25 protein-coding genes are annotated in these 24,902 nt (G+C 71.3%); 15 read left to right on the forward strand and 10 right to left on the reverse strand.

Going from position 1 to position 24,902, the window contains the following annotated elements; genetic code table 11:
- Positions 1 to 32 precede the first annotated feature (32 nt).
- From QRN27_RS17750 to QRN27_RS17760, 3 genes are read left to right on the forward strand one after another with little or no spacing between them, the layout of a single operon-like run.
- Entirely contained in the window at positions 33 to 902 is an 870-nt protein-coding gene (locus QRN27_RS17750; RefSeq protein ID WP_285043355.1) for an ABC transporter ATP-binding protein, read from the forward strand.
- Positions 899 to 1,672, forward strand: a complete 774-nt coding sequence (locus QRN27_RS17755; protein WP_056777198.1) for an ATP-binding cassette domain-containing protein — start codon at positions 899 to 901, stop codon at positions 1,670 to 1,672. The genes QRN27_RS17750 and QRN27_RS17755 overlap by 4 nt, the downstream gene beginning before the upstream one ends.
- A 36-nt stretch (positions 1,673 to 1,708) precedes the next feature.
- Entirely contained in the window at positions 1,709 to 2,134 is a 426-nt protein-coding gene (locus QRN27_RS17760; RefSeq protein ID WP_285043356.1) for a cupin domain-containing protein, read from the forward strand.
- 14 nt (positions 2,135 to 2,148) lie between these two features.
- Here the strand turns inward: QRN27_RS17760 and QRN27_RS17765 are convergent, their stop codons facing one another.
- Complete coding sequence (locus QRN27_RS17765; RefSeq protein WP_285043357.1) at positions 2,149 to 3,966, reverse strand: GAF domain-containing protein; 1,818 nt, start codon at positions 3,964 to 3,966, stop codon at positions 2,149 to 2,151.
- 184 nt (positions 3,967 to 4,150) lie between these two features.
- Between QRN27_RS17765 and QRN27_RS17770 the strand changes: the two genes are divergently transcribed.
- From QRN27_RS17770 to QRN27_RS17800, 7 genes are all read left to right on the forward strand, one after another.
- Positions 4,151 to 5,425: a hydroxymethylglutaryl-CoA reductase, degradative gene (locus tag QRN27_RS17770; protein ID WP_285043358.1), complete on the forward strand. Its 1,275-nt coding sequence runs from the start codon at positions 4,151 to 4,153 to the stop codon at positions 5,423 to 5,425.
- Entirely contained in the window at positions 5,422 to 6,402 is a 981-nt protein-coding gene (locus QRN27_RS17775) for a hydroxymethylglutaryl-CoA lyase (RefSeq protein ID WP_285043360.1), read from the forward strand. The genes QRN27_RS17770 and QRN27_RS17775 overlap by 4 nt, the downstream gene beginning before the upstream one ends.
- A complete protein-coding gene (locus QRN27_RS17780; protein ID WP_285043362.1) occupies positions 6,399 to 7,073 on the forward strand; it encodes an FMN-binding negative transcriptional regulator in 675 nt (224 codons plus the stop codon). Before QRN27_RS17775 ends, QRN27_RS17780 begins: the two co-directional genes overlap by 4 nt.
- Complete coding sequence (locus tag QRN27_RS17785; RefSeq protein WP_285043363.1) at positions 7,070 to 8,539, forward strand: amidohydrolase; 1,470 nt, start codon at positions 7,070 to 7,072, stop codon at positions 8,537 to 8,539. Before QRN27_RS17780 ends, QRN27_RS17785 begins: the two co-directional genes overlap by 4 nt.
- Entirely contained in the window at positions 8,539 to 10,152 is a 1,614-nt protein-coding gene (locus QRN27_RS17790) for an amidohydrolase (protein ID WP_285043365.1), read from the forward strand. The genes QRN27_RS17785 and QRN27_RS17790 overlap by 1 nt, the downstream gene beginning before the upstream one ends.
- On the forward strand, positions 10,149 to 11,330 hold the full coding sequence (locus QRN27_RS17795) for a M20 metallopeptidase family protein (RefSeq protein WP_285043367.1): 1,182 nt from the start codon (positions 10,149 to 10,151) through the stop codon (positions 11,328 to 11,330). The genes QRN27_RS17790 and QRN27_RS17795 overlap by 4 nt, the downstream gene beginning before the upstream one ends.
- 116 nt (positions 11,331 to 11,446) lie before the next feature.
- Positions 11,447 to 12,631: a sensor histidine kinase gene (locus tag QRN27_RS17800; protein ID WP_285043368.1), complete on the forward strand. Its 1,185-nt coding sequence runs from the start codon at positions 11,447 to 11,449 to the stop codon at positions 12,629 to 12,631.
- On the opposite strand, the gene QRN27_RS17805 is transcribed toward QRN27_RS17800, so the two are convergent.
- Positions 12,620 to 13,165, reverse strand: a complete 546-nt coding sequence (locus QRN27_RS17805; protein ID WP_285043369.1) for a CGNR zinc finger domain-containing protein — start codon at positions 13,163 to 13,165, stop codon at positions 12,620 to 12,622. The two genes, QRN27_RS17800 and QRN27_RS17805, sit on opposite strands and share 12 nt — an antisense overlap.
- 25 nt (positions 13,166 to 13,190) lie before the next feature.
- Between QRN27_RS17805 and QRN27_RS17810 the strand changes: the two genes are divergently transcribed.
- Together QRN27_RS17810 and QRN27_RS17815 are read left to right on the forward strand one after the other, a co-directional pair.
- A complete protein-coding gene (locus tag QRN27_RS17810) occupies positions 13,191 to 13,409 on the forward strand; it encodes a hypothetical protein (RefSeq protein WP_285043371.1) in 219 nt (72 codons plus the stop codon).
- 77 nt (positions 13,410 to 13,486) lie between these two features.
- Positions 13,487 to 13,951, forward strand: coding sequence for a carboxymuconolactone decarboxylase family protein (locus QRN27_RS17815; RefSeq protein WP_056005268.1), 465 nt, complete (start codon positions 13,487 to 13,489; stop codon positions 13,949 to 13,951).
- A gap of 6 nt (positions 13,952 to 13,957) precedes the next feature.
- Here QRN27_RS17815 and QRN27_RS17820 read toward each other — a convergent pair whose 3' ends face one another.
- The 6 genes from QRN27_RS17820 to QRN27_RS17845 form a co-directional block, all read right to left on the reverse strand.
- Complete coding sequence (locus tag QRN27_RS17820) at positions 13,958 to 14,143, reverse strand: hypothetical protein (protein WP_056005271.1); 186 nt, start codon at positions 14,141 to 14,143, stop codon at positions 13,958 to 13,960.
- A 9-nt stretch (positions 14,144 to 14,152) separates the two neighbouring features.
- A complete protein-coding gene (locus tag QRN27_RS17825) occupies positions 14,153 to 14,983 on the reverse strand; it encodes an ABC transporter ATP-binding protein (protein ID WP_285043372.1) in 831 nt (276 codons plus the stop codon).
- 55 nt (positions 14,984 to 15,038) lie between these two features.
- On the reverse strand, positions 15,039 to 16,025 hold the full coding sequence (locus QRN27_RS17830; protein WP_285043394.1) for a FecCD family ABC transporter permease: 987 nt from the start codon (positions 16,023 to 16,025) through the stop codon (positions 15,039 to 15,041).
- A gap of 86 nt (positions 16,026 to 16,111) precedes the next feature.
- Positions 16,112 to 17,155, reverse strand: coding sequence for a FecCD family ABC transporter permease (locus tag QRN27_RS17835; protein WP_285043395.1), 1,044 nt, complete (start codon positions 17,153 to 17,155; stop codon positions 16,112 to 16,114).
- Positions 17,155 to 18,180 (reverse strand): iron-siderophore ABC transporter substrate-binding protein, encoded by a 1,026-nt coding sequence (locus QRN27_RS17840; RefSeq protein ID WP_285043373.1) that lies wholly within the window; start codon positions 18,178 to 18,180, stop codon positions 17,155 to 17,157. Before QRN27_RS17840 ends, QRN27_RS17835 begins: the two co-directional genes overlap by 1 nt.
- A 238-nt stretch (positions 18,181 to 18,418) precedes the next feature.
- Positions 18,419 to 19,249, reverse strand: a complete 831-nt coding sequence (locus QRN27_RS17845; RefSeq protein ID WP_285043374.1) for a helix-turn-helix domain-containing protein — start codon at positions 19,247 to 19,249, stop codon at positions 18,419 to 18,421.
- Between the two features lie 122 nt (positions 19,250 to 19,371).
- Here QRN27_RS17845 and QRN27_RS17850 point away from each other — a divergent pair, with 122 nt between their 5' ends.
- The 3 genes from QRN27_RS17850 to QRN27_RS17860 are packed head-to-tail and all read left to right on the forward strand — an operon-like array spanning position 19,372 to position 22,009.
- The gene (locus QRN27_RS17850) at positions 19,372 to 20,049 is read left to right on the forward strand and encodes a response regulator transcription factor (RefSeq protein WP_285043376.1); all 678 of its coding nucleotides are present in this window, start codon (positions 19,372 to 19,374) and stop codon (positions 20,047 to 20,049) included.
- Complete coding sequence (locus QRN27_RS17855) at positions 20,042 to 21,400, forward strand: sensor histidine kinase (protein ID WP_285043378.1); 1,359 nt, start codon at positions 20,042 to 20,044, stop codon at positions 21,398 to 21,400. The genes QRN27_RS17850 and QRN27_RS17855 overlap by 8 nt, the downstream gene beginning before the upstream one ends.
- A 57-nt stretch (positions 21,401 to 21,457) precedes the next feature.
- On the forward strand, positions 21,458 to 22,009 hold the full coding sequence (locus QRN27_RS17860; protein ID WP_285043379.1) for a hypothetical protein: 552 nt from the start codon (positions 21,458 to 21,460) through the stop codon (positions 22,007 to 22,009).
- An 82-nt stretch (positions 22,010 to 22,091) separates the two neighbouring features.
- Here QRN27_RS17860 and QRN27_RS17865 read toward each other — a convergent pair whose 3' ends face one another.
- Both QRN27_RS17865 and QRN27_RS17870 read right to left on the reverse strand, forming a co-directional pair.
- Entirely contained in the window at positions 22,092 to 23,921 is a 1,830-nt protein-coding gene (locus QRN27_RS17865; protein ID WP_285037809.1) for a DEAD/DEAH box helicase, read from the reverse strand.
- A gap of 92 nt (positions 23,922 to 24,013) precedes the next feature.
- Positions 24,014 to 24,841: a DUF1206 domain-containing protein gene (locus QRN27_RS17870; protein ID WP_285043380.1), complete on the reverse strand. Its 828-nt coding sequence runs from the start codon at positions 24,839 to 24,841 to the stop codon at positions 24,014 to 24,016.
- Positions 24,842 to 24,902 lie beyond the last annotated feature (61 nt).

The raw sequence follows: 24,902 nt of genomic DNA on the forward strand, positions 1-24,902 counted from the left end.
CCGCACCACCCGAGCGAAAGCTGGTCTGACTCATGGATCGAGATGTCGACGCCCTCCACGTGGAGGGGCTGAGCATCGCCTACGGCGGCGCTGCGCCATCGGTGCAGGACGTGTCCCTGCGGGTCGGCCCGGGGGAGATCGTCGGGGTGATCGGCGAGTCCGGGAGTGGCAAGTCCAGCATCGCGCTCGCGATGATGGGGCTGCTGCCGGACTCGGCGACGGTCACCGCGTCCCGCCTCGACGTCGCCGGGACCGGCATGCAGGGCGCCACGGAACGCGACTGGTCCAGGCTTCGCGGCGCGCGTGCCTCGATGGTGTTCCAGGAGCCGATGTCGGCCCTCAACCCGTGTATGCGGATCGGGGCGCAGATCGCCGAGGTCCTCCGGATCCACGGCGTCGCCGACAAGCGGACGGCCAGGGCACGGGCGTTGGAGATCCTCCACCTCGTCCGGATGCCCGACGCGGAACGTCGGCTCGGCTACTACCCCCACCAACTGTCCGGCGGCCAACGCCAGCGAGTCGTGATCGCCATCGCGGTGGCCGCCGGACCGACCCTGCTCGTCGCCGACGAGCCGACGACCGCCCTCGACGTGACGGTGCAGGCGCAGATCCTCGAGCTGCTCCGGACCCTGCGCGACGAGACGGGGATGGGCGTGCTCTTCATCAGCCACGATCTCGGGGTCGTCGGACAGCTCTGCGAACGGGTCGCCGTCATGTACCGCGGTCGGATCGTCGAGACCGGCCGCGCCGAACGGGTCCTCGCGGACCCGCAGCATCCGTACACGAAGGCGCTGCTCGAGAGCATCCCGCGGCCGTCGGTTCCGGTCCGGTCACCACTGGCGGTCATCCCCGCCGACAACGACTTCGCCGACGCCCCGGCGGTCCTGGAGGAGGTCCGATGAACGACACCCTGCTCCGCGTCGACGGCGTCACGCAGCGGTTCGGCCACGGCGAGCACGCCACGCTCGCTCTCGACGACGTGTCCCTCGAGGTGCGTCGCGGCGAGACCCTCGGCCTCGTCGGCGAGTCCGGTTCCGGGAAGAGCACGCTCGCTCGCGCGATCCTGCTCATGCGCCGCCCGAGTTCTGGCCGTGTCGAGTTCGACGGCGAGGACGTGTCGCGGCTCCGCGGGTCCGCGTTGCGCACGCACCGTCGACGGGTGCAGATGGTGTTCCAGGACCCCAACGACTCCCTCGACCCTCGGTTCACCGTGGCACGGTCCATCGCCGAACCGCTCGTGGCGGCGGGCATGGGTGCGGCCGGGCGTCGGGCACGGGTCGTCGAGTCGCTCCATCAGGTCGGACTGCCCGGGGACGCCGCCGGTCGGTTCCCGCACGAGTTCTCCGGCGGACAACGGCAACGCATCGCGATCGCTCGGGCCATGGCGGCGAAGCCGGAGTTCGTCGTCCTGGACGAGCCGACCTCCGCCCTCGACGTGTCCGTCCAGGCCCAGGTGCTCAACCTGCTCGTCCGACTCCAGGAGGAGACGGGCGTCACCTACCTGTTCATCACCCACAACCTCGCGGTCGTCCACCACGTGGCGCACCGGGTGGCGGTCATGCGGAACGGCCGCGTCGTCGAGGAGGGCACGGGGGAGCAGGTCATGACGAGGCCGCAGGACGCCTACACGCGGGAACTCCTCGAGTCGATGCCCGTCCTCTACCGGACCTGACCCCACCACCGATCGACGACCAGCAGGAGGAACCCGATGCGCGTGCAACGACTCGGCGACAACGCCCATGAGGTGGCGCTGTACGAGGGTCCCGGCCGGATCGATCTGGAGTGGTACTTCCAGCAGACCACGGCCCTGCCGTCGTCGGTCATGCGGTACCGCCTCGAACCGGGAGCGGCCGAGGGTGAGCATCTCCACCTGGAGGGTGACGACGCGAGCTGTTCGCCGAACAGCTCCGACGAACTGTACGTCGTCACCGCCGGTGAGCTCGTCGTGACCTCGGGCGAGCATCGGAGGCTGTTGCGATCAGGCGACGCGTTCTACGCGCCGGCCGGGCTCGTCCACGGGGTCCGCAACGAGTCCGACGCCGTCGCCGAGATGATCCTCGTCTTCGGCCCGCCGACGGGGAACCCGTTCCCGCAATCCGGCGAGGAGGCCTTCCCCACGGATGCGGATCGCTGAACCGGCGACCTCGGCTACCGTCCGGCCTGCAACTGCTCCCGGAGCTCGTCGAGGCGGACCGCGATACCGAGCCGGAACATGCGCTCGTCCTCGCGCCACGAGGCGCCGAGCACCTGGTCGAGGCGGTCGAGCCGCTGCAGGATCGTGTTCGTGTGGAAGTTGAGGGCCCGCGCGGTCCGGGTGGGGCTCGCGTTGTTCCGGACGAACGCGCGCAGGGTGCCGAGCAGGTCGGCGTTCCGCTCTGCGTCGTACCGCCGGACGAGTCCGATGGTGTCGCGGAGGAAGTCCGCCAGCGCACGCGCATCGGTGTCGAAGATCGCCGAGTACGGGAGGAAGTCGTCGGTCGACGCGGTGAGGTCCGTCAGTTCGAGCGCCGCGATGAGCCTGGCGGTGCGCATCGCGGTCGTGAACGAGGAGGCGAGGGCACCGGGGGCTGTCCGCGGGACGACGGCCACCACCGGGTGCTGGAGGCCCGACGCGATGTGCCGGCGGAGCGCCTCGGCGTCGAGGGGCCGACGGTCGGAGGCGTGCGCCGCGACGACGTACCCGCGGTATTCGCCCACGAGGGCGTGGTCGTCCAGTTGGCGGCTGAGCGCGCGGGCGGCCGCGGTCTGCTGATCGCCCGGGACCGCGAGCAGCAGCAGGGAGTCGAGCGCCTGCAGGTCTATCCCCAGGCGACGCGCACGTCGCTCGACGTCGGTCCGTCGTTCGGGCACGTCGTCCAGGAGATCGGCGATGAGTTCGCTGCGGATCCGGTGGTCGGCGCCGGACGCGGCCTCCTGCTGCAGTTCCAGGAGCGCTGCGACCTGGGCGGCGCGTTCGACGGTGCGGATGTCGACGGCACCGAGCTCGAACGCCCCGTCGCCGAGGATCAGCGCACCGAAGTGCCGCGTCCCGGCCGACAGGGCGGCGATCGCCCCGACACCACCACTCGCGACCGTGACGCAGTGCCCGGAACGCCGGCTCTCGGCGATGGCCGCTCGGGCGTCGTCGTCGAGGTCGAGCATGCCGGCCGAGAGGGGCAGCCCGGCGGCGGCGATGACGCGGTCCTGCGCGTCCGTCACGGCGACGGCCCGGCCGAGTGCGGTGGCGAGCGTCTCCGCGACCGGCGCGAACCCGCCCCCGGCGAGGACCGCCTGCACCAGTTCCTGGTGGACGGTGTTCGCCCGGTCGCGCTCGACGAGGTGCGCCGTGAGGTCGGCGAGCGTCCGTCGGCTGGCGTCCTCCGAGTCCTGCAGATCGCGCAGGGTCTGCGTCGTCTGCAGGATCACCGAGGCGTGGTCGGCGAGCGCCGAGAGGAGGGCGACCTCCTCGGCGGAGAAGTCCTTCCGCTCGCGGTTGCCCACGAACAGCACGCCGAGCACGTCGTCGCTCGTGAGCATGGGGACGCCGAGCAGCGACACGAGCCCTTCCGCGGCGACCGCGTCGTCGATCCCGCGTTCGTGTCGATCGGTCGTGTAGTCGGAGTACTCGGCGACCCACTGCGCCGTCCGTGATTCGACGACGACGCTCGCGAGCCCACGACCCGGCGGCACGCGGAGCGTCTGGAACGAGGCGCTGACGGAGCCGCTCGTCTCACGGACCCGCAACTCGTGGGTGACCGGATCGAACTCGGACAGGTAGGCCAGATCCACACCCATCATCTCGTGCGCGCGCTGGACGAGCCGCGCGAGCACGGCATCGCTGTCGCGCAGCTCGGCGAGTTCGCGGGCGCTCGAGAACAGGGCCGACAGCTCGTGTTCACGGCGTCGCAGCCGGATCAACTCCTGCTGGGGATCGGCATCGGTGTGATCGAAACCGGTGGCCGTTCGCGCGTCGGCAGGCTCTCGCATCGGGTCTCCTGACTGGTCCCTCAGGAGTCTAAGGTGATCGTCCATCGAGCGGCGTGTGTCATCCACCCACACGATCGCCGATCCACTGAGTCATCCGCCCATCGCCGCCGATGATCGCCGCTCGTAGGGTCATCATGACCGCAGCGCCGAGGACCCGGTGTCTGCCTGTACCGAAGGGCGAGCCATGCCGAGAAACAGCCGAATCCAAGGGCTGCGCGACCACACCACCGACGAGCGACTCGAGCTCGTCGCCCAGGGTGCCGGCGTGCCGGCCGAGGCGCTCGCCGCCCTGCATCCCGACGCCGGGCTGTCGATCGCCCAGGCGGACCACCTGGTCGAGAACGTCGTCGGCGTCATCGCCATCCCGGTGGGCGTCGCCACCAACTTCACCGTCGACGGCGAGGACCGCCTCGTCCCCATGGCGACGGAGGAACCGAGCGTCGTCGCCGCAGCCTCCAACGCGGCCCGGATCGCACGGGTGCACGGCGGGTTCCGTACCTCCTCGTCGGGCGACGTGATGATCGCGCAGATCCAGATCCTCGACGCGGTCGACCCGCACGCCGCACGACTCCGGGTCCTGGAGGCGCGCGAGGAACTCCTCGCCCTCGCGAACGAGTTGGACCCGATCCTCGTCTCCTTCGGTGGGGGTGCCAGGGACATCGAGGTCCGGGTCCTGCCGACGCGGGTGGGCACACAGGTCATCGTCCACCTCCACGTCGACGTCCGTGACGCCATGGGCGCGAACGCCGTCAACACCATGGCGGAGGCGATCGCACCGCGTCTCGCCGAGATCGCCGGCTCGCGCACCCTCCTGCGGATCCTCACGAACAAGGCCGACCAGCGCATCACCCGTGCCCGGGCCGTGTTCGACGCCGAACTCCTCGGCGGCCCACAGGTGGTCGCCGACATCGTCGCCGCGAGCGCCTTCGCCGAAGCCGACCCGTACCGGGCGGCCACGCACAACAAAGGCATCATGAACGGCATCACCGCCGTCGTCCTCGCCACCGGCAACGACACCCGCGCGGTCGAAGCGGGATGCCACTCCCACGCCGCGCGATCCGGCCGGTACTCGGCGCTGTCGCAGTTCGAACAGGACGCCGACGGGAACCTCGTCGGCACGATCGAGGTCCCGCTGGCCGTCGGGCTCGTCGGGGGAGCCACGAAGGCGCACCCGACCGCGCAGGCGGGCGTCACCCTCCTCGGCGTGGAGACGGCCCGGGAACTGGCGGCCGTCATCGCCTCCGTCGGCCTCGCGCAGAACCTGGCCGCCTGTCGGGCGCTCGCCGCCGAGGGTATCCAGCGCGGACACATGACCCTGCACGCGAGGACGATCGCGGCGAGCGCCGGTGCGACGGTGGACGAGATCGGAGCGGTGGCGGCGAGGATCGTCGCCGACCGTCGGATCCGGGTCGAGTACGCGCGCGAGGTCCTCGACGAGCTCCGGGCCGGAACCGTATGAGCGGGCTCCCGCGGCCACGGGTGGAGCCGGTCGACGGGCTGCCGACGCGTGTGCGCGTGTACGAGGTGGCGCCGCGTGACGGGTTGCAGGCCGAGACGGACATCCTGCCCACCGCGGTGAAGGCTGAGCTGTGTCGGCGCCTGTACGACGCGGGGTCGCGCGACGTCGAGGTGACGAGTTTCGTGCCGGCCACGTGGATCCCGCAGTTCGCGGATGCGGAACGACTGGTCGCGGGGCTCGAGGTGCCGCCCGGGGGCCGCGCCGTCGCCCTCGTTCCGAATCTGCGAGGCCTGCATCGTGCGCTCGATGCCGGGATCCGTGAGGTGTCGGTGGTCGTCAGCGCCTCGGAGTCCTTCGCGCGGGCGAACCTCAACACCTCCCGCGAGGGTGCCATCGATCGGGCGGAGGAGGTCGTCGCAGCGGCGACCGCCGCCGACGTCCCGGTGCGTGGCTACGTGTCGATGGCGTTCGGTGATCCGTGGGAGGGTGCCGTGGATCCGGCGACGGTCGTCGACGCGGTCGTGCGTCTGCACGGTGCCGGTTGTACGACGGTCGCCATCAGCGACACGATCGGTGTGGGGACGCCGGGGCTCACGACGCGGATGGTCCGGGACGTGCTCGACGCCGGGATCCCGGTGGACGCGGTCGCCCTGCATCTCCACGACACCTACGGTCAGGGACTCGCGAACGTGTACGCGGCGCTCTCCCTCGGGGTCGCGGAGTTCGACTCGTCCGTCGGTGGGCTGGGTCGGTGTCCGTACGCGAAGGGCGCCACCGGTAACCTCGCCACGGAGGACCTCGTGTGGATGCTCCACGGTCTCGGCATCGAGACCGGTCTCGACCTCGAGGCCCTCGCCGCGACGACCGCGTGGTTGTCGCGTGTCCGGGGCGTCGGAGCCCCGTCGAACGTGGCGACGGCCTTCGCGGCCGCAGCGTCAGCGGTCGACACCCCGAACGCCCCTGGAGGCAGCAGATGAGGCACACCGACGAGTACGTGCTCGACGACGTCGAGGCGGTGCGCGCCCTGGTGCGTGAACACCCCTGGGCCACGGTGGTCAGCCACGTGCCGGGTCGGGGTCTCGTCTCCTCGCACTACCCGATGCTCCTCGACGAGGATGAGGACGGGATCGTCCTCCTCAGTCACGTCGGGCGTCCGGACGAGCGGTTGCACGAGCTCGGACAGCATGAGGCGATGGTGATCGTCTCCGGTCCGCAGGGGTACGTGTCGCCGAGTTGGTACGACACGACGCCGGCGGTGCCCACCTGGAACTTCGCGGTCGCCCATCTCCACGGCGTGCCCGAGCTGCTGTCCGACGAGGAGAACCTGCGGGTGCTCGACCGCCTCGTGGCCCACTTCGAGCGGGTCCTGCCCGAGCCGTACCTGATGAACGGGACGATCGCGAACAGCGAGTACGCGGCCCGGATCGTCCACGGTACCGTCGGCTTCCGCATGCGTGTCACCCGGTTCGAGGCCAAGGAGAAGATGAGTCAGGACAAGCCGGCCGAGGTCGTGGAGCGGGTGATCGCGGCCCTCGGCGAGCCAGGACCGTATCGGAACCCGGCGCTGGCGGCACGGATGGGCGCGATCCACGGCATCGACACCGGGGCCACCGCGGGGGCCACCGACCGCGGGGTCACGGCATCGTGACGGACGCCGCACTGACGCTGCTGAACGCGCGGCCGTACGGCCAGGAGCCCGTCGACCTCGTGATCCGCGACGGTCGCATCGCCGCGGTCGGAGCGCCCGGAACCCTCGAATCGGCCGGTGAGGTCGTCGACGTCGCCGGTCGCAGCATCGGGCCGGGCCTGTGGGACGCCCACGTCCACATGACCCAGTGGGTGATCCAGCGGCGCCGGATCGACCTGACGGACACCGCGAGCGCCGCCGACGTCCTGGCAGCCGTCCGTCGCGCGGTCGACACCGGCGCACCGCTCACCGACGGGTTCCTCATGGGGTACGGCTTCCGCGACGGTCTGTGGACGCAGCCGGCGACACTCGCCGCGTTGGAGGCCACCGAGTCGGACCTCCCCGTGATCCTCGTCAGCGGTGACCTGCACTGCGCGTGGATGAACACCCGGGCCGCACACCGGCTCGGCCTGGACCTCGATGCGAGCGGTATCGTCGCCGAGGCACCGTGGATCGACGCCCTGCAACGGATCGACCAGCACTCCGGGCTCGCCGTCCACGCCTATCGGGACGCCGCCGAGGCCGCGGCCCGACGCGGCGTCGTCGGGGTCGTCGAATTCGAGAACACCGACAACCTCGGCGAGTGGTCCGAACGCATCGCCGGCGGGGCGACGAGCCTGCGCATCGAGGCCGCCGCCTGGCCGGACCGCCTCGAATCCGTCATCGCGGCCGGTCTCCGGACCGGGGACCCGATCGACCCGGCCGGTCTCCTCACCATGGGCCGCCTGAAGGTCGTCGTCGACGGTTCCCTCAACACGCGCACCGCCTGGTGCTGGGACCCGTACCCGGGCGTCGACCCGTCGAGCCCGCACGCTTGCGGTGTCGAGAGCGTCTCGATCGACGAACTCCGCCGGCTGCTGGAGCGTGCGAGGGGCGCCGGGATCGAGGCGGCCGTGCACGCCATCGGCGACCGTGCGAACACCGAGGTCCTCGACACCTTCGAAGCGCTGGGGATGCGCGGCGTCGTCGAACACGCGCAGCTCGTCCGCGAACACGACTTCGCCCGGTTCGCCGAGCTCGGACTCATCGCGAGCGTGCAGCCCGAGCACGCGATGGACGACCGCGACGTCGCCGATCGCCACTGGAACGGCCGCACGGGTCGTGCCTTCGCCTTCGGGTCGCTGCACCGTGCCGGTGTCGGGCTCCGGCTCGGATCCGACGCCCCGGTCTCACCGCTGGACCCGTGGCTGGCGATCGCCGCTGCGACGACCAGGAGTCGCGACGGCCGCGACGCCTGGCACCCCGAACAACGGCTCCCGATGGACGTCGCCCTTGCCGCGAGCGTCCGGACGTCGATCGCGGTCGGCCAACCCGCCGACCTCGTGATCAGTGACGTCGACCCCCTGGGCGCCGACGCCGAACGGCTGCGGTCGATGCCGGTGTCCGCGACCCTGCTCGGCGGCCGGTTCACGTGGAGGGCCATCTGATGCGCGGGTCACAGCTGTTCAGCAACGCGCGGGTCTTCACCGGCGCCGACGAGACGGGGTTCGCCTCGGCGTTCCGCATCGTCGACGGACGCTTCGACTGGGTGGGCGACGCGGCGGACGTCGCAGGCGAGCCCGCCGTCGACCTCGGCGGACGGACGGTCCTGCCCGGCCTCATCGACAGCCACACCCATCCGGCGCTCATCGCCGCCACGGCCGTGGCAGCCGAGTGCTTCCCGCCGTCCGTGGTGTCGATCACCGGCCTGGTCGAGCGCCTCCGCGAGCACGCGATGACGCTGAGCTCCGCGAGCGCCTGGGTCCTCGGTCGCGGCTTCGACGACACGAAGTTCCCCGAGGGGCGCATGCCGACGGCGGCGGACCTCGACGCCGTGTCCGCCGAGCGGCCCGTCCTCGTCTGGCGCTGCGACGCCCACTCCGCCGTCTGCAACAGCGCGGCGCTCCGGCTCGCGGGCATCACGGCCACGACGCCCGACCCGGCAGGGGCCCGCTTCGAGCGCGGACCGGCCGGCGAGCCGAACGGCGTCCTCACCGAGATCGCCGCGGTCGAGGCCGTCTCGCGGTTCATCCCGGTCCCGGAGCGCGAGGAACAGCTCGCCTCCCTCGTGGCGATCGGTGAGGAACTGGCGTCCCGGGGGATCGTGGCGGTGTGCGACCTGCTGTCGAACCGGCTGCACGACCCGCTCGACGCCTTCCGGAGTGCTGCCGACCATGGCCTGCGCACCCGTGTCGCCCTCTACCCGGGGTGGGATCCGTCCGCGCCGCTCGCCGAACTGACCGAGGATGACCGCGAGGGTCGGGTCCGCATCGGCGGGGTGAAGGTCGTCCTCGACGGGGCCTACTCGAACCGCACCGCCTGGGTCGCCGAACCCTACCCGGAGTCCTGCGACCACGGACTCCGCCTCGTCGACGACGAGGACGTCCTCGCTGCAGGCGCCTGGGCTCGCCGCAACGGGGTCCAGCTCGCCGTCCACGCCATGGGCGACCGCGCCCTCGACCGCGTCGCGAGCCTCTTCGAACATGAGGAACCGTGGCTCGACGGGATCCCGTCGGTCCGGATCGAGCACGCCACCATCATCAGCGAGCCCTACGCCGAGCGGCTCCGGTCCGCGCGGATGACGTTCGGGATCGCCACCCACACCGTCTTCTTCTTCGCCGAGTACGACGGGTACGAGTTGGCCCTGCGCGCCGAACAGGTGCCGGACGCCTACCCGATCGCGCGGCTGTACCGTACGATCGAACCGCTCGCGCTCTCCTCCGACCGCCCCGCGACCGCGTGGAGTGGCGCGGACGACGTCATGCTCAGCGTCGAGGCCGCGGTCCGACGTCAGGCCTACAACGGTGCCGACTTCGTCCCGGCCGAGGCGATCAGCGTCGCACAGGCGCTGCTGCTGTACACCGGCCGGGCCGCGCTGCTCTCGCCGCTCGAGGGCGTCGGCCGGATCGCTCCCGGATACGACGGCAGCTTCGCCGTCCTCGACCGCGACGTCTTCAGCGTCCCCACGGACGAGATCGCCGCCGTCCGGGTCGCCGAGACGTGGATCGACGGTGAGCAGGTGTACCGGCGTCCGCCGGAGGACGAGGAGGACCGGACATGACGACGTTCCAGGAGGACGCGACCGCATTGCTCGAGGAGCTCGTGGCCGTCCGGCGCGAACTGCACCAGGCCGTCGAGGTCGGGCTGGACCTGCCGGCGACCCAGCAGATCATCCTGCGCGAGCTGGCCGACCTCGGGCTCGAGATCACGACCGGGGACGGCATCTCCTCCGTGGTCGCCGTCCTGCGCGGCGAGCTCCCCGGGCCGACCGTCCTCCTCCGAGCCGACATGGACGGGCTGCCCGTCACCGAGGCGACCGGGCTCCCGTTCGCGGCGACGTCGGGGGCGATGCACGCCTGCGGTCACGATCTGCACATGACCGGCCTCCTCGGTGCGGTCCGTCTCCTCGTGGCCCGTCGCGACCGGCTCGCCGGCACCGTGGTGTTCATGTTCCAGCCCGGGGAGGAGGGGCAGGCGGGCGCCAGGGTCATGCTCGAAGCAGGACTCCTCGACGTCGCGGGGGAGCGACCCGTCGCCGCCTACGCGCTCCACGTCGACCCCAGCACGCGCCGCGGCGACCTCGTCACCCGGGAGGGCGCGATGATGGCGAGCGCCAACGCGCTGCGCGTCACCGTCCGGGGGACGGGCGGTCACGCGGCGTTCCCCCATCTCGCCGTCGACCCGGTGCCGGTGGCCGCGCACCTGATCCTGGCCGTGCAGACCTTCGCGGCCCGTCGATTGCCGGCCACCGATCAGGCCGTCATCTCGATCACCCGCCTCGCCAGTGACTCTGAGGCGAGCAATGTCCTGGCCTCGGCGGTCAGCCTCGAGGCGAACATCCGCACGCTGTCGAAGGCGACGCTCGCGACCGTCCGCGAGCAGTTGCCCGAGCTCCTGCGGGCCATCGCAGAAGCGCACGGCTGCACCCTGGAGTCGACGTTCATCGAGTCCTACCCGGTCACCGTCAACGACCCCGCCGAGACGCGGTTCGTGCTCGGTACCCTCGACGCGCTCGTCGGGCCCGTCCGGGTCGTCCGGCAGGAGGCCCCGTCGATGGCGTCCGAGGACTTCGCCTACGTGCTCGACGAGGTCCCCGGGACGCTCGTCTTCGTCGGCGCGGCACCAGAGGGTGGGTCTCCAGCGCTCCACTCGGAGCGGGCCGTCTTCGACGACAGCGTCCTGGACCTCCAGGCCACGGTGCTCGCGGAACTCGCCTGGCGACGCCTCCAGCTGGGCTGACCCGCGCGTCGTCGGCCTGGCCGACACCGCGAGAGATCAACGACGCTTGGGGGGTTGCGTGTCCCCTGAATGGGTAGCATTGGGTCGTTCCGGGTTCCGACGACGAGAGGGCACGCGTGATCACCGCAGAGGACATCACGAGGCGTGCCGCGATCGCCGAGTACCACATCGTCGGCCGCCCGCCCGAGACCGATCTGCAGAGCCTGGTCCAATTGGCGGCGACGATGTGCGACGTGCCGACGGCGGTCATCAACATCATCGACGACCGCTTCCAGCACCAGGTCGCCGCGGTGGGGCTCGAGCCCGCGAGCTGCTCACGTGAGGACTCGATGTGCGCGGTCGTGTTCCAGCAGCAGGCGCGGACGATGGTCCCCGACGCCCGCGAGGACGAGCGGTTCGCGTCGAACCCCTTCGTCACCGGCGAGGTCGCGAACGTCCGCTTCTACGCCTCGAGTCCGCTCGTCACGCCGGACGGGGTGCCCATCGGGACCCTGTGCATCTTCGACGACCGGGTGCGCGAGCTCGCCCCGGAGCACGGCCGGGCGCTGGACCTGCTCGCCCGGCAGGTCGTCGACGTCCTCGAGCTGCTCCGCCTCACACACGAACTCGGCCAGTCGAACGAGCAGCTCGCGCAGTTCGCCGGACAGGTGAGCCACGACCTGCGCAACCCGCTCATGGCGGTCTCGGGGTTCCTCGAACTCGCGACCGACAGTCCTGAGATGGCGAACGCACCGCACGCGGCGCAGGCGCTCGCCAGGGCCGAGTCCGCCGCCGACCGGATGGCCGTGATGATCACGGACCTCCTGGACTTCGCCCGGATCGGTGGCGCCCGTCCGCGGCGCGAGACGATCGACCTCGAGCCGCTCGTCTCCTCGGTGATCGAAGACCTCGATGCGGTCATCGTCGCGACCGGTGCGACCGTCGTCGTCGACACGCCGCTGCCGGTGCACGGCGACGAGACGCTGCTGCGCGCGCTGCTGCAGAACCTGATCGCCAACGCGGTGAAGTTCAGTGCGGCGGACGGGGCCGTCCCGCATGTGCTCGTGCAGGCCGAACGGGTCTCCGCCGGGGTGCTGGTCGCGGTCGAGGACAACGGTCCCGGTGTCGCCCCGGAGCAGCGCGAACGCGTCTTCGATCTCATGGAACGTGCGGCGGGGAGCGAGGTCGCCGGCCTCGGCATCGGCCTCTCGACCTGTCGGCGGATCGTCGAGGCGCACGGTGGCCGGATCGAGATCGACGAGTCCGGGCTCGGGGGAGCGAGCGTCTGGTTCCTGCTGCCAGACCCCCGTTCAGCGGGCTGAGCCTCCTGCGCGCGCCCGGTGCCGACGCACGCCTGACCGGTTGGCGCAGCGCACCGAGCAGTATCGCTGCCGACCGTTGCGGGTGACATCGACGACGACGTTCCGACAGGTGTCGCCCGGTTCCGACCCGGCGGCACAGCGGCTGAGACGCTGCATGCCCCGGGTCGTGAGGTGCAGGGCCGTCCCGACGCTGATCACGGCGGCGAGCACCGCCGGCAGGGTCTGATGCTCGTCGCGGTAGTGGAGGTGCCAGCCTTCGCCGTCATGGTCGGTCAGCCGCGGGAACGCGGCCGCTGAGGCCATCTGTCGGTTGAGCGCCGCCGCCCTGGCCTGGTCGTCCGTCGCGTCCACGACCGTCAGCCACTCGTCGACGACGGCGCGCACCCGCCGATGGTCGTCGACCGCCTCGGTGAACGGCATCGTCATCCCGTGCTCGCGGGTGCGATCGACGATGCCGTCCCGGTCGTCGGGCCAGGCGTTCGCGAGTGACGCGGCGAGCAGGACCGCGTAGGATCCGTAAGGGTTGAGATGCATAACGCCATTACATCATGGTTGGTGCATGACCATCCTCGAAGCACCACCACAGCCGTCCGCTCCGACCACCGAGCTGTCCGATGAACACCCGCACACCTGGACGACCGAGTCGGCGCACACCACCTCGGAGGGCCGCCTCCGCTACCTCCGGTGCGCCTCCTGCGGGTCCCGCCGGATGGTCCTCGAGCCACACGCGGAGCTTCCTGCCGTCGCCGTCACCCGCCACGACATCCCGTCACGGTGACGTCCCGCACGCCGTCCGCGTTAGCGTTGGACCGAGGGGCTGCGGGACCGCGCCCACCGAGCGAGGAGAGGAACCCCATGAGCGCCGACGTCTGGCTCGACAAGGAATCACCCGAGGTCTACCAGGCACTCGTCGAGACCGGTCGTGCAGCCGGCCGTGCCGCGCTCGCCGCCGGCATCGACAAGCGCCTCATCGAGCTCGTCCGGATCCGCGCCTCACAGATCAACGGGTGCGCCTACTGCCTGCGCATCCACGTCGCCGACGCGATCGCGCTCGGCGAGACCACCGAACGCCTGGCGATCCTCTCCGCCTGGCGGGACACCACTTATTTCAGCCCCGTCGAACAGGCGGCGCTCGCGATCACCGAGGACGTCACCCTCATCGCGGACGTGCAGCACCGTCGGCGACTTCCGGACGACGACCTGTCGACGCTCACGAACGGGCAGATCGCCGCGGTGAGGTGGTTGGCGATCGTCATCAACGCCTTCAACCGCGTCTCGATCACGAGCCACCACCCGGTGCACCCGGACGCGGCGCACTGACCCGGGTCAGTCCTTCCGGCGCCTCGCCCCGCGGAACCACGCTGCGACGCGGGTGCCCAGGGAGTCGGAGTACTCGTTCGACAGGTCGAGCGTCTCCTTGCCCAGATCGCCACCGTTCCTGATCGCCTCGAGCGCGCGGAGCGCTCGTGCCTCCTGCTCGGCCGCCCGTCTCCTGCGCTCGTCCTCACCCATGCGCCCAGCCTAGACGCGGTCGACGCCCGCACCGGGCCCGACGGTGACGTGGTGTCGGCCGATGGGCAGCATGAGCGGTTTCCCCGAGGTGGGGTCCGTGATCACCTGGTTCTGGAGGCCGAACACGGCGCGGACGGTCGCCTCGGTCAGGACCTCGTGCGGCGTCCCGGCCGCGTGGAGGCGTCCGCCGGCCAGGGCGATGAGGTGGTCGGCGTACCGTGCCGCGAGGTTGAGGTCGTGGAGCACCATCACGATCGTCGTGCCGCGGGAGCGGTTGAGGTCGGTGAGGAGGTCGAGCACCTCGACCTGATGGCTGACGTCGAGGAAGGTGGTCGGTTCGTCGAGGAGGAGCAGGTCCGTCTGCTGGGCGAGGGCCATCGCGATCCACACGCGCTGGCGTTGCCCGCCGGACAGTTCGTCCACGTGGCGGTCGGCGAGCTCGCTCGTCTCGGTGGCGTCGAGTGCCGCGGCGACGGCGACGTCGTCCTCCGTGCTCCACCGCGAGAGGATGCCCTGGTGCGGGTGCCTGCCACGACCGACGAGGTCGGCGACGGTGATGCCCTCCGGAGCGATCGGCGACTGCGGGAGCAGCCCGAGCGTGCGCGCGAGCTGCTTGGCCGGCGTGCGGTGGACCTCCTTGCCGTCGAGGACGACCCGCCCGCCGCGGGGTGCGAGGAGGCGGGACATCGATCGGAGCAGGGTCGACTTCCCGCAGGCGTTGGCGCCGACGATGGCCGTCACCTTGCCGGGTGGGACGGTGAGGTCCAAGTGCTCGATGACGGTGCGGTCGCCGTACCCGAGGGTGAGCTGCTCGACGAGGAGCCGATGGTCGGTGGTCACGGGTTGCCTCCCGGGCGCGGGATCGAGACGGGGGTCGGATGGACCCGGGGCCGCGTCACAGCGAGCCTCCGGAACGGTTCGTGCGGATGATGAGCCAGATGAGGAACGGGGCGCCGAGGACGCCCGTCACGACCCCGACCGGGTAGCGGGTACCGAGCAGGTACTGTCCGGCGAGGTCGGCGACGAGCACGAGGAGCGCGCCGACCAGAGCGGCGGGGACGAGCATCGAGCCGCCGCGACCGACGATCCGGGAGGCGATGGGGCCGGACAGGAACGCGACGAACGCGATCGGACCGGAGGCGGCGGTCGCGAACGCGATCAGGCCGACCGCGGCGACGATGACGATCAACCGCGTGCGGTCCACCCGGACCCCGAGGGCGGCGGCGGTGTCGTCGCCCAGCTGGGTCGCGGCGAGGTTCCTCGACTGGCCGAGGAGGACCGGCCCGAGCACGAACAGGGCCGCGACGACCGGCCAGACCTGGGCCCAGTTGGTGCCGTTGAGGCTCCCGGTCAGCCAGCGGGTCGCCTCCTGCAGGTCCCACTGCGCGGCACGGGACAGGATGTACGCGGTGACGCTGTCGAGCATGGCCGCGATGCCGATCCCGATGAGGATGAGCCGCGTCCCCGCCACACCGCTCCGGTACGAGAGGAGGTAGACGAGGACGGCCACGACGAGGCCGACGACGATCGCGAAGATCGAGACCGCGGTCGCGCCGAGCGAGAGGGTGACGATGGCGAATGCCGCCGCGGCGCTCGATCCGGCGCTGATCCCGATGATGTCGGGACTCGCGAGCGGGTTCCGGAGCATCGTCTGGAAGGTGACCCCCGCGAGACCGAAGGAGGCGCCGGCGATCACGGCGAGGACGGCTCGGGGGAGGCGGAGCCGGCCGACGGTGAAGCCCGCGCCGGCGACCTCGTCGCCGAGGATGACGCGGACGACGTCGATCGGTGGGTAGAACGTGTTGCCGACCATGAGGGACACGAGGAACACGGCGACGATGAGTGTTCCGAGCACGCCCATGACGAGGCCTCGGCGCCGCATCCGCGCGCGGCGTCCCGCGCTGACGAGATCGAGTGTGGACGGCGCCTGCCCGGCGATCGCCGGGTGCGTGCTCCGTTCGTCGACGCTCACAGCGCGCTCACCTTCTGGCGGCGCACGATCGCGATGAAGATCGGCGCCCCGATCAGGGCGGTGATGATGCCGACGTCGATCTCGGACGGTCGGGCCGCGATGCGGCCGAGGACGTCCGCGGCCGTGAGCAGGACGGCGCCGACGACGGCCGAGAACGGGAGCAACCACCGGTGGTCGACGCCGACGACGAGCCGGCAGGCGTGTGGCACGACGAGCCCGACGAAACCGATGGGGCCGGTGACAGCGGTGGCCGCGCCGCAGAGCACGACGGAGCCGAGCGCCGCGGCTCCTCGGGCGACCGCGACGCGCTCGCCGAGACCGGCCGCGAGGTCGTCACCGAGGGCGAGCGAGTTGAGGCCGCGCGCGGACAGGAGGCAGACGAGGAAGCCGACGACGAGGAACGGCAGCACCTGTTCGATCTGCACGGCGGTGCCGCCGCCGACGCCGCCGATCTGCCAGGAGCGCACGCTGCTCGCGATGTCGCCACGGGGGAGCACGACCGCGGTGATGAACGAGGCGAGCGCCGCGGACGTCGCGGCACCGGCCAGGGCGAGTTTCAGCGGGGTGGCCCCGCCGCGGCCCAGCGAACCGACGGTGTACACGAAGACGGCGGAGGCGGCGGCGCCGATGATGGCCACCCAGATGGTGGTGCTCGCCGCGGCGAGCCCGAAGTAGGCGAGGCCGGTGACGACCGCGAGCGAAGCGCCGAGGTTGATGCCGAGGATGCCGGGGTCGGCGAGCGGGTTCCGGGTGACACCCTGCATGACGGCCCCCGAGACACCGAGGGCTGCGCCGGCGAGGACGGCCAGGAGCGTCCGGGGGATGCGCTTGGCCACCGCTGCCTGGTCGAAGCCGTCGACACCGCCGGCGAAGGCGCCGAGGACGGCCGACCACTCGACGTCCCGCGACCCGATGGTGACGGAGCAGAGCATGGCCGCGACGAGGACGAGGGCTGCGACGAGGAGCCAGAGCCCGCGAACCCGCCTCGGGCGTCGCACGACGGCGACACCCGAGGCGGGTGGGGTGGCGGTGCCGGTGATCACGCCGCCTTGTCTGCCGCCTGCGCGAGCAGCTCGAGGTAGTCGTCGAGGATCCAGGAGATCGAGAGCGGCGTCGGGTTCGCGGCGGTGCCGAGGGGGCTGGTGCCCGGGAGTGCGACGATCGCGCCGTTGGCGACGGCCGGCATCTGCGAGAGCAGCGGGTCGGCCTCGAGGGCCGCGATGAGCTCGTCGCCGCCGTAGGTCACGATGATGTCGACGTCGCTGAAGGCGTCGGCCTGCTCGGCGCTCTGGGTGAGGGAGAACAGCTCGGTCTCGGCGGAGGCCGTCGCGACGCTCTCGGGGAACGCGAGGCCGAGGTCCTCGAAGAAGGCGGTGCGCGTGTCGTGCGTCGTGTAGTAGCTGACCTCGCTGAGGTCGCTCGTGTCGACGTGCGTGAGGAACATCGCGGTCTTGCCCTCGAGCTGCGGGTAGGCCTTCGCGGCCTCGGTGATCTCGCCCTCCAACTCGGTGACGAGTGCTTCGCCTTCGTCGGCCATGCCCATCGCCTCACTGTTGAAGAGGATGGTGTCGCGCCAGGACGTGCCCCAGGCGGTCTCCGGGTACGCGACGACGGGCGCGATCTCGCTGAGCGTGTCGTAGTCCTCCTGCGTGAGGCCGGAGTAGGCGGCGAGGATGACGTCCGGGTTCGTGTCGGCGACCGCCTCGAAGTCGATGCCGTCGGTCTCGTCGAAGAGGACGGGGGTCTCGGCGTCGAGGGATTCGAGCTTCTCCTCGACCCAGGGGAGCAGGCCGTCACCGTCGTCGTCGCCGAAGTTGGCGGCGGCCATCCCGACGGGGACGACGCCGAGGGCGAGGGGGACCTCGTGGTTCGCCCAGTTGACGGTGGCGACGCGTTCGGGCTTGGCGTCGATCGTCGTCGTGCCGAGGGCGTGCTCGATCGTGATCGGCGTGAAGCCGGCGTCGCCGCCGGCCCCCTCTTCGGCCGACGACGAGGAGCAGGCCGCGAGGCCGACGGTGAGGAACGCTGCCGCGGAGAGGGCGACGAGACGTGGTGCGCGCTGCATGGGGTCCTTTCGGGTGCTGCTGACTGATGCCGGCGCGCGGGCACGACGAACGACGGCGTCGGAGGACGTCGTCTGCGGTTCGGAGAGGGTGGCCGGTGGAGACCGGCGCCGCGCGGGGAGAGGCGGTGACGAAGGGTTGCCTAACCAAAGTTAGCTGTCGCTCGGTGTGAGCGCAATCGAGCGGATCCGACGCGTTCCTTCGCGGATCGGACACGCCCGGTCGCGGAGCGACAGCCGCTCAGCCGGTGCGGAACCGGCCCGGACTCGTCCCGGTGACCCGGCGGAACGCCGTACCGAACGCTGTGGCCGAGCGGTACCCGACGGCTGCCGCCACCTCGTCGATGCTGTCGCCGGCGATGAGACGCGTGATGGCGTGCTGTACCCGCGCGGTGGCGACCCAGCGGGCGAACCCGAGCCCGGTCTCCGACTCGAACGTCCGGGTCACCGTCCGGGTGCTCACACCGAGGAGCGCCGCCCACTCCGCGAGCGAGGTCCCGTCGGACGGACTCGTGCGGATCCGTTCGACGATCGGTGCGACGAGGCCGGACCGGGGAAGCCGCAGGAGCAGTTCGTGTTCGGCGGGCTCGAGGACGTCCAGGATGGTCGCCTCGGTGGTGGCCCTGGCGCGATCGTCGAGCCGGGCCTCACTCAGACGGTCGAGCAGGAGCCGGAGCAACGGGGTGAGCTCGACCGCCGTCGGCAGCTCGGAGATGGCGGGCGCATGGTCCACACTGAACATCGCGGCCCGCTGCCAGGTGCCGGCGGGCGTCCAGCCCGTATGGCGCACGCCGGCCGGGATCCAGAGCGCGTGATGCGGGGTCACGGTCCAGACGCGGTCGCCGACGGTGGCGGTGGACGCGCCGTGGTCGTTCCACAGGAGCTCGTGCGTGGGGTGCGAGTGTTCGTCCCAGTGGGTGTCACGCGCGATGCGCTCGGTGTTCCCACGGATGACGAACGGCACGGGGATCGCCCCCGCTTCGTAGAGCGGGAGTCGACGGCGTGCCGGTGCGGTGCCCGTCCGTGCGTCGACGGACTGCTCCCAGGGGTCGAGGGAGGTGGGCGCTGACACCGCTCCAGCGTACGGGCGTCCGCGCCGGACCGCGTCGCTTCAGCGCTGCTTCAGCTCGGCCGCGCCAGACTGGGAGGCGCCGCTCGAGCGTCGACCGGCACGAAGCCGAGAGGTCATACCCGATGCGGATACTCGTCGTGGACGATGAGGTGCGGCTCGCCGACGGCGTCCGGAGAGGCCTCGAGGCGGAGGGCTTCGCCGTCGACGTCGCCTCGAACGGGGTCGATGGACTCTGGATGGCGGGCGAACACCGCTACGACGCGATCATCCTCGACATCATGATGCCCGGCATGAGCGGGTACCGCGTCTGCCAGCAGCTCCGCGACGCGGGGGACTGGACCCCGATCCTGATGCTCACCGCGAAGGACGGCGACTGGGACCAGGTCGAGGCCCTCGACACCGGTGCCGACGACTTCCTGAGCAAGCCGTTCTCGTTCGCCGTGCTCGTCGCCCGCATCCGGTCGCTCGTCCGGCGGGGATCCCGCGAGCGTCCGGCGGTGCTCGAGGTCGGCGAGCTCCGGCTCGATCCCGCGTCCAAGCAAGTGCACCGTGGGGACGTCCCGATCGACCTCACCTCGCGCGAGTTCGCGGTCCTCGAGTTTCTCATGCGGCGCGGTGGTGAGGTCGTGTCGAAGCGCGAGGTCCTGCAGAACGTCTGGGACGACGACTTCGAGGGTGATCCCAACATCGTCGAGGTCTACGTCGGTCACCTCCGGAACAAGGTCGACCGGCCCTTCGAGCGGGCCTCGCTCGAAACCGTGCGCGGCTTCGGGTATCGACTCGTGGGCGGCCGTGGCTGACGGCGGGCGGCGTGAGCCGGTCACCGCCCGTCGGGCCCCGTGGCGGTCCGTCCGCGCTCGGGCAGCCCTGGGCTCGGTCCTCGCCGTCGCCCTGTTCCTCGGCGTCGGATCCATCGTCTTCGTCGGGCTGTTCTCGGCGACGTTGCGATCCGGTGTCGAACAGAGCGCGGCGGCCGAGGCCGACAGTGTCTCGGCGCAACTGACCGCCGCCGACGCCACGACGCTGCCCGCGGACGACGGCCGCCTGCTGGTCCTGCTGGAGGACGGGCGCGTCGTCGACCGGACGGACGACGAGGTCGACCTGCCGACCCCGGTCCCCGACGGCGACTCCTTCGTCGCCGTGGTCGACGACGAATCGGTGCTGTTCGCGAGCGAGGACGTCGAGGTCGACGGACGCGACCTCGTGGTCCTCGCAGGCCGTTCCCTCGAGGAGACCGACGACGCCGTCGGGCTCGTGGGCGTGCTGCTCCTGGTCGCCGTCCCCGTGCTCGTCGTCCTGATCGGCGCACTCACCTGGCTCCTCGTCGGACGGGCCCTGGCACCGGTGGAGCGCATCCGCCGCGAGGTCTCGGAGCTGGGAGCGGGGGAGCTGCATCGACGGATCGACGTGCCCACGACCGGCGACGAGATCGGACGCCTGGCCGGGACGATGAACGCGTTGCTCGGTCGTCTGGAGGACGCTCAGACGGCGCAGCGCCGCTTCGTGTCCGACGCCTCGCACGAGCTGCGGTCGCCGCTCGCGGTCATCAGGCAGTACGCGGAGGTCGCCTCGCTCCACCCGGACCGGGTCGACACGGCCGAGCTGTCCGCGACGGTGCTCGACGAAGGCGCCAGGATGCAGACCCTCGTCGAGTCGCTCCTGCTCCTCGCGAAACTCGACGAGGGGGCCTCCGGGGCCGGGCGGCGCGCCCTCGACGTCGACGACCTCCTCCTGGCCGAGGCCGGCCGCCTCCGGTCCGTCGGCGGGCTGCGGGTCGAGTCGTCGGCGGTCGCCGCGGCGAGGGTCGATGGCGACGAGGCGCTGCTCGCGCGGGTGGTGCGGAACCTCGTCGACAATGCTGCGCGGCACGCGCGCTCGGTGGTCCGTCTCGGATGCTCGTCCGACGGTCGGTCCGTGAGGATCGCCGTGGAGGACGACGGCCCGGGTGTGCCGGTCGAGCTGCGTGCGCGCGTGTTCGAGCGCTTCGTGCGCCTCGACGAGAGCCGTTCCCGTGACGCCGGAGGATCGGGCCTGGGGCTCGCGATCGTGGCCGACGTCGTCCGGCTCCACGGGGGATCGGTCGAGCTGGTGGACAGCGGGCTCGGGGGAGCGGCCTGCGTCGTCGTGCTCCCCGCCTCGACCGCTTCCTGAACGCCGCTTCAGCTCGCTTCAGGCGCGCTTCAGCGCTCCTCGGACAGTCTGGGGCACATGAACGAGAACGCAGCCTCTCAGCCCACCGACCCCAAGCACCCCACCGCAGCGACCGAGCGCATCGAGCCCTTCGAGCAGACCGAGCGGACCGGTACGACCGAGCACGCCGGGATCCCCGCGTCGAAGCCGACGTTCTGGCGCCGGAAGCCCGTCTGGATCACCGCGATCGTCGTCGGCGCCCTCGCCCTCGGCGGAGCCGGAGCCGCCTACGCGGTGGACGAGTTCGGAGACGCGGACGACGACCGCGTCGCATCGGCGGCGGACGTCGATCGCGACGGTGGACCCACCGCCGACGACGCCGCCGGAACCAGCGACGACCGCGACGTCCGGGACGCCGACGACGTGCCGCTCACCCAGGACGAGTCGGACGCGGCCTCGAAGGCGGCCCTCGCCGAGGCCAAGGGTGGCACGGTGACCGACGTCGACCGCAGCGACGACCCCGGCGTCGCCTTCGAGGTCGACGTGCTCCTCGACAACGGTGACGAGATGGAGGTCGCCCTCGACGCCGACTACACCGTGGTCACGAGCGTCCTCGACCCCCGCGACTGAGGTCGACGCCGTCTGGTGCGGAACGACGAGGGCCGGACGGAATCCTGGGATTCCGTCCGGCCCTCGTCGTGTGCGCGGAGCGCTAGGAGCGCGGCTTGCGGTCGTACGACCCGCCGCCCGTGCCGCCCTCGTCGTCGCGGCGGCGTGCGGGACCACCACGGTCGGGACGGAGCTCGATGAGCTTGCCGCTGATCCGGGTGTTCTCGAGCCGGTCGAAGACGTCGTTGCCGAGGCTCGCGGGCAGTTCGACGATGGAGAAGTCCGGCTTGATCTGGATCGCGCCGAAGTCCTCGCGCTTCAAGCCGCCCTCGTTCGCGAGCGCCCCGACGATCTGGCGCGGGTCCACCTTCTGGCGACGACCGACCGCGATGCGGTAGGGCGCCATCGGGCCGCTGGACGGACGGCTGCGACGCTCGGGACGGTCGCCCTGATCGCCACGGTCGCCGCGGTCGAACCGCGCGCCGCGGTCGCCGGAGTCGCGGCGGTCGCGACCGGCGCGGTCGTTGCCACGGTTGGTGTTGTCGAACTCCTCGCGACGACGACGCTCGTCCTCGGCGGAGAGCAGCAGCGGCGTCTCACCCTGCGACACGACCGCGAGGGCCGCCGCCACATCGGCTTCGGGGACGTCGTGGTGCGAGACGTAGTGGCCGATGATCTCGCGGAAGCGCTCGATGCGGTCGGTCTGGCCGAGCGCCTCGGTGATGGCGTCGTCGAAACGCGTGAGGCGCGTGGCGTTGACGTCGTCGACGCTCGGCAGCTGCATCTGGGTGAGCGGCTGGCGGGTCGCCCGCTCGATCGCCTTCAGCAGGTGGCGCTCGCGCGGGGTCACGAAGCTGATCGCGTCACCCGTGCGGCCGGCGCGGCCGGTGCGTCCGATGCGGTGCACGTACGACTCGGTGTCGACCGGGATGTCGTAGTTCACGACGTGGCTGATGCGCTCCACGTCGAGGCCTCGCGCGGCCACGTCGGTGGCGACGAGGATGTCGAGCTTGCCGGCCTTCAGCTGATTGACGGTGCGCTCACGCTGCACCTGCGCCACGTCGCCGTTGATCGCCGCGGCCGAGTACCCGCGGGCACGGAGCTTCTCCGCGAGGGTCTCGGTCTCGTTCTTCGTCCGCGTGAAGATGATCATCGCGCTGAAGTTCTCGGTCTCGAGGATGCGGGTCAGGGCGTCGACCTTCTGCGGGTACGAGACCGTGAGGTAGCGCTGCGTGATGCTGGCCGAGGTCGTGGTCTTCGTCTTGACCGTGATCTCTTCCGGGTTGTTCAGGTACTTGGCCGAGATACGGCGGATCGACGACGGCATCGTCGCGGAGAACAGGGCGACCTGCTTCTCCTTCGGGGTGTCGGCGAGGATCGTCTCGACGTCCTCGGCGAAGCCCATCTTCAGCATCTCGTCGGCCTCGTCGAGCACGAGGTACTTGAGCTCGGTGAGGTCGAGGGTGCCCTTCTCCAGGTGGTCCATGATGCGACCGGGGGTGCCGACGACGATGTGGACGCCGCGGCGGAGCGCGGAGAGCTGCACGCCGTAGCCCTGGCCGCCGTAGACGGGGAGCACGTGGACGCCGCGCAGGTGCGTCGCGTACTTCTCGAACGCCTCGCAGACCTGCAGGGCGAGCTCGCGCGTCGGCGCGAGGACGAGGGCCTGCGGCGTCTTCTGCGCGAGGTCGAGTCGGGAGAGGATCGGGAGGGCGAATGCGGCGGTCTTCCCGGTTCCCGTCTGGGCGAGGCCGACGACGTCGCGTCCCTCGAGCAGCAGCGGGATCGTGGCCGCCTGGATGGCGGACGGGGTCTCGTAACCGACATCCTTCAGTACCTTGAGCACCGCGTCGTCGAGGCCGAGGTCGGAGAAGGTCTGCGTAGCGCCGGCGGGTTCCGCCTCGGGCTGCGTCGTGGAATCAGAAGACGTCATACTCCTAACGGTAGTCGCAACGCAAGCGTTTGCAGGACATCGTCTGGAGCTGACGCCGCCGCGTCGCCGTCCGAGGCGTTCGCCTCAACGGGTCAGAGGCTGCCCCAGCGGGCGCGGGCACCGCAGAACAGCCCGTACGCGATGAGGCCGAGACCGACCACGAGCAGGATCACGACGCCGAACGGGAGCGCCGCGAGCGCGGAGACGGCGCCGTCCATCCCGGAGGCCTTCTCCGCGTCCTGCGTGGCTGCGGCGACGATGAAGAGGATCCCGACGGTGACGAGGGCGACCCCCTTGGCGACCCATCCGACGATCCCGAGGACCACGACGGCCCGCTTGGTCGTGCCGGTCGGCGGGTGCACGTCCTCGAGGAACTTCTGCGTCACACCCTTGAAAATGAAGAAGCCACCGATGCCGATGACGACGAGGCCGACGGCGATGACGACGAACACCCCGCCGGGGGAGGAGAGGAGCGTCGCCGTCAGGCCCTTGCTGGACTGCGACGAGTCGCTGCTGCCGCCGAGGGCGAAGGTGAGCGCCGTGGATCCGACGGCGAGGTAGGCGATCGCGCGTCCGGCGGTCGAGATGCGCTTGCTCCACCGTTTCCGGGTGTCGGACTCGCTGACGAGGAACGCCGCGATGACGGTCCACAGCCCGAGTGCCAGCAGGCCGGCGGCGACGACCCAGATGATCACGATTCCGCCCGGCGTGCCGGCGAGCGTCTTGAGCGCACCGGACTGGTCCGCGTCCCCGCCGCCCGATCCGCCGCCGGACAGCGCGATCGAGATCGCGATCCCGCCGATGAGGACGTGGAGGAGCCCGTTGACGGCGTGGCCGGTTCTGGCGAGCGTTCGGAGGGTCGTGCTGTTCTTGGCGGTCCCTGCGGCTTGGTCTGCGGTGGCGCGTGCGTTCGAAGGCATCAGACCACGCTAGCCGCCGTCGAGTCGCACCGACGGGGGGTTGCGCACCCGGGACGCGGGC

The sequence above is a fragment of the Plantibacter sp. LMC-P-059a genome, assembly GCF_030209505.1.
GTDB lineage: Bacteria > Actinomycetota > Actinomycetes > Actinomycetales > Microbacteriaceae > Plantibacter.

What these genes read in the sequence shown, in the direction of transcription:
- QRN27_RS17750 (WP_285043355.1), top strand. Translation starts at nt 33, where the DNA reads ATGGATCGAGATGTCGACGCCCTCCACGTGGAGGGGCTGAGCATCGCC.
- QRN27_RS17755 (WP_056777198.1), top strand. Translation starts at nt 899, where the DNA reads ATGAACGACACCCTGCTCCGCGTCGACGGCGTCACGCAGCGGTTCGGC.
- QRN27_RS17760 (WP_285043356.1), top strand. Translation starts at nt 1,709, where the DNA reads ATGCGCGTGCAACGACTCGGCGACAACGCCCATGAGGTGGCGCTGTAC.
- QRN27_RS17765 (WP_285043357.1), bottom strand. Translation starts at nt 3,966, where the DNA reads ATGCGAGAGCCTGCCGACGCGCGAACGGCCACCGGTTTCGATCACACC.
- QRN27_RS17770 (WP_285043358.1), top strand. Translation starts at nt 4,151, where the DNA reads ATGCCGAGAAACAGCCGAATCCAAGGGCTGCGCGACCACACCACCGAC.
- QRN27_RS17775 (WP_285043360.1), top strand. Translation starts at nt 5,422, where the DNA reads ATGAGCGGGCTCCCGCGGCCACGGGTGGAGCCGGTCGACGGGCTGCCG.
- QRN27_RS17780 (WP_285043362.1), top strand. Translation starts at nt 6,399, where the DNA reads ATGAGGCACACCGACGAGTACGTGCTCGACGACGTCGAGGCGGTGCGC.
- QRN27_RS17790 (WP_285043365.1), top strand. Translation starts at nt 8,539, where the DNA reads ATGCGCGGGTCACAGCTGTTCAGCAACGCGCGGGTCTTCACCGGCGCC.
- QRN27_RS17795 (WP_285043367.1), top strand. Translation starts at nt 10,149, where the DNA reads ATGACGACGTTCCAGGAGGACGCGACCGCATTGCTCGAGGAGCTCGTG.
- QRN27_RS17805 (WP_285043369.1), bottom strand. Translation starts at nt 13,165, where the DNA reads ATGCATCTCAACCCTTACGGATCCTACGCGGTCCTGCTCGCCGCGTCA.
- QRN27_RS17810 (WP_285043371.1), top strand. Translation starts at nt 13,191, where the DNA reads ATGACCATCCTCGAAGCACCACCACAGCCGTCCGCTCCGACCACCGAG.
- QRN27_RS17815 (WP_056005268.1), top strand. Translation starts at nt 13,487, where the DNA reads ATGAGCGCCGACGTCTGGCTCGACAAGGAATCACCCGAGGTCTACCAG.
- QRN27_RS17820 (WP_056005271.1), bottom strand. Translation starts at nt 14,143, where the DNA reads ATGGGTGAGGACGAGCGCAGGAGACGGGCGGCCGAGCAGGAGGCACGA.
- QRN27_RS17830 (WP_285043394.1), bottom strand. Translation starts at nt 16,025, where the DNA reads ATGCGGCGCCGAGGCCTCGTCATGGGCGTGCTCGGAACACTCATCGTC.
- QRN27_RS17840 (WP_285043373.1), bottom strand. Translation starts at nt 18,180, where the DNA reads ATGCAGCGCGCACCACGTCTCGTCGCCCTCTCCGCGGCAGCGTTCCTC.
- QRN27_RS17850 (WP_285043376.1), top strand. Translation starts at nt 19,372, where the DNA reads ATGCGGATACTCGTCGTGGACGATGAGGTGCGGCTCGCCGACGGCGTC.
- QRN27_RS17860 (WP_285043379.1), top strand. Translation starts at nt 21,458, where the DNA reads ATGAACGAGAACGCAGCCTCTCAGCCCACCGACCCCAAGCACCCCACC.
- QRN27_RS17865 (WP_285037809.1), bottom strand. Translation starts at nt 23,921, where the DNA reads ATGACGTCTTCTGATTCCACGACGCAGCCCGAGGCGGAACCCGCCGGC.
- QRN27_RS17870 (WP_285043380.1), bottom strand. Translation starts at nt 24,841, where the DNA reads ATGCCTTCGAACGCACGCGCCACCGCAGACCAAGCCGCAGGGACCGCC.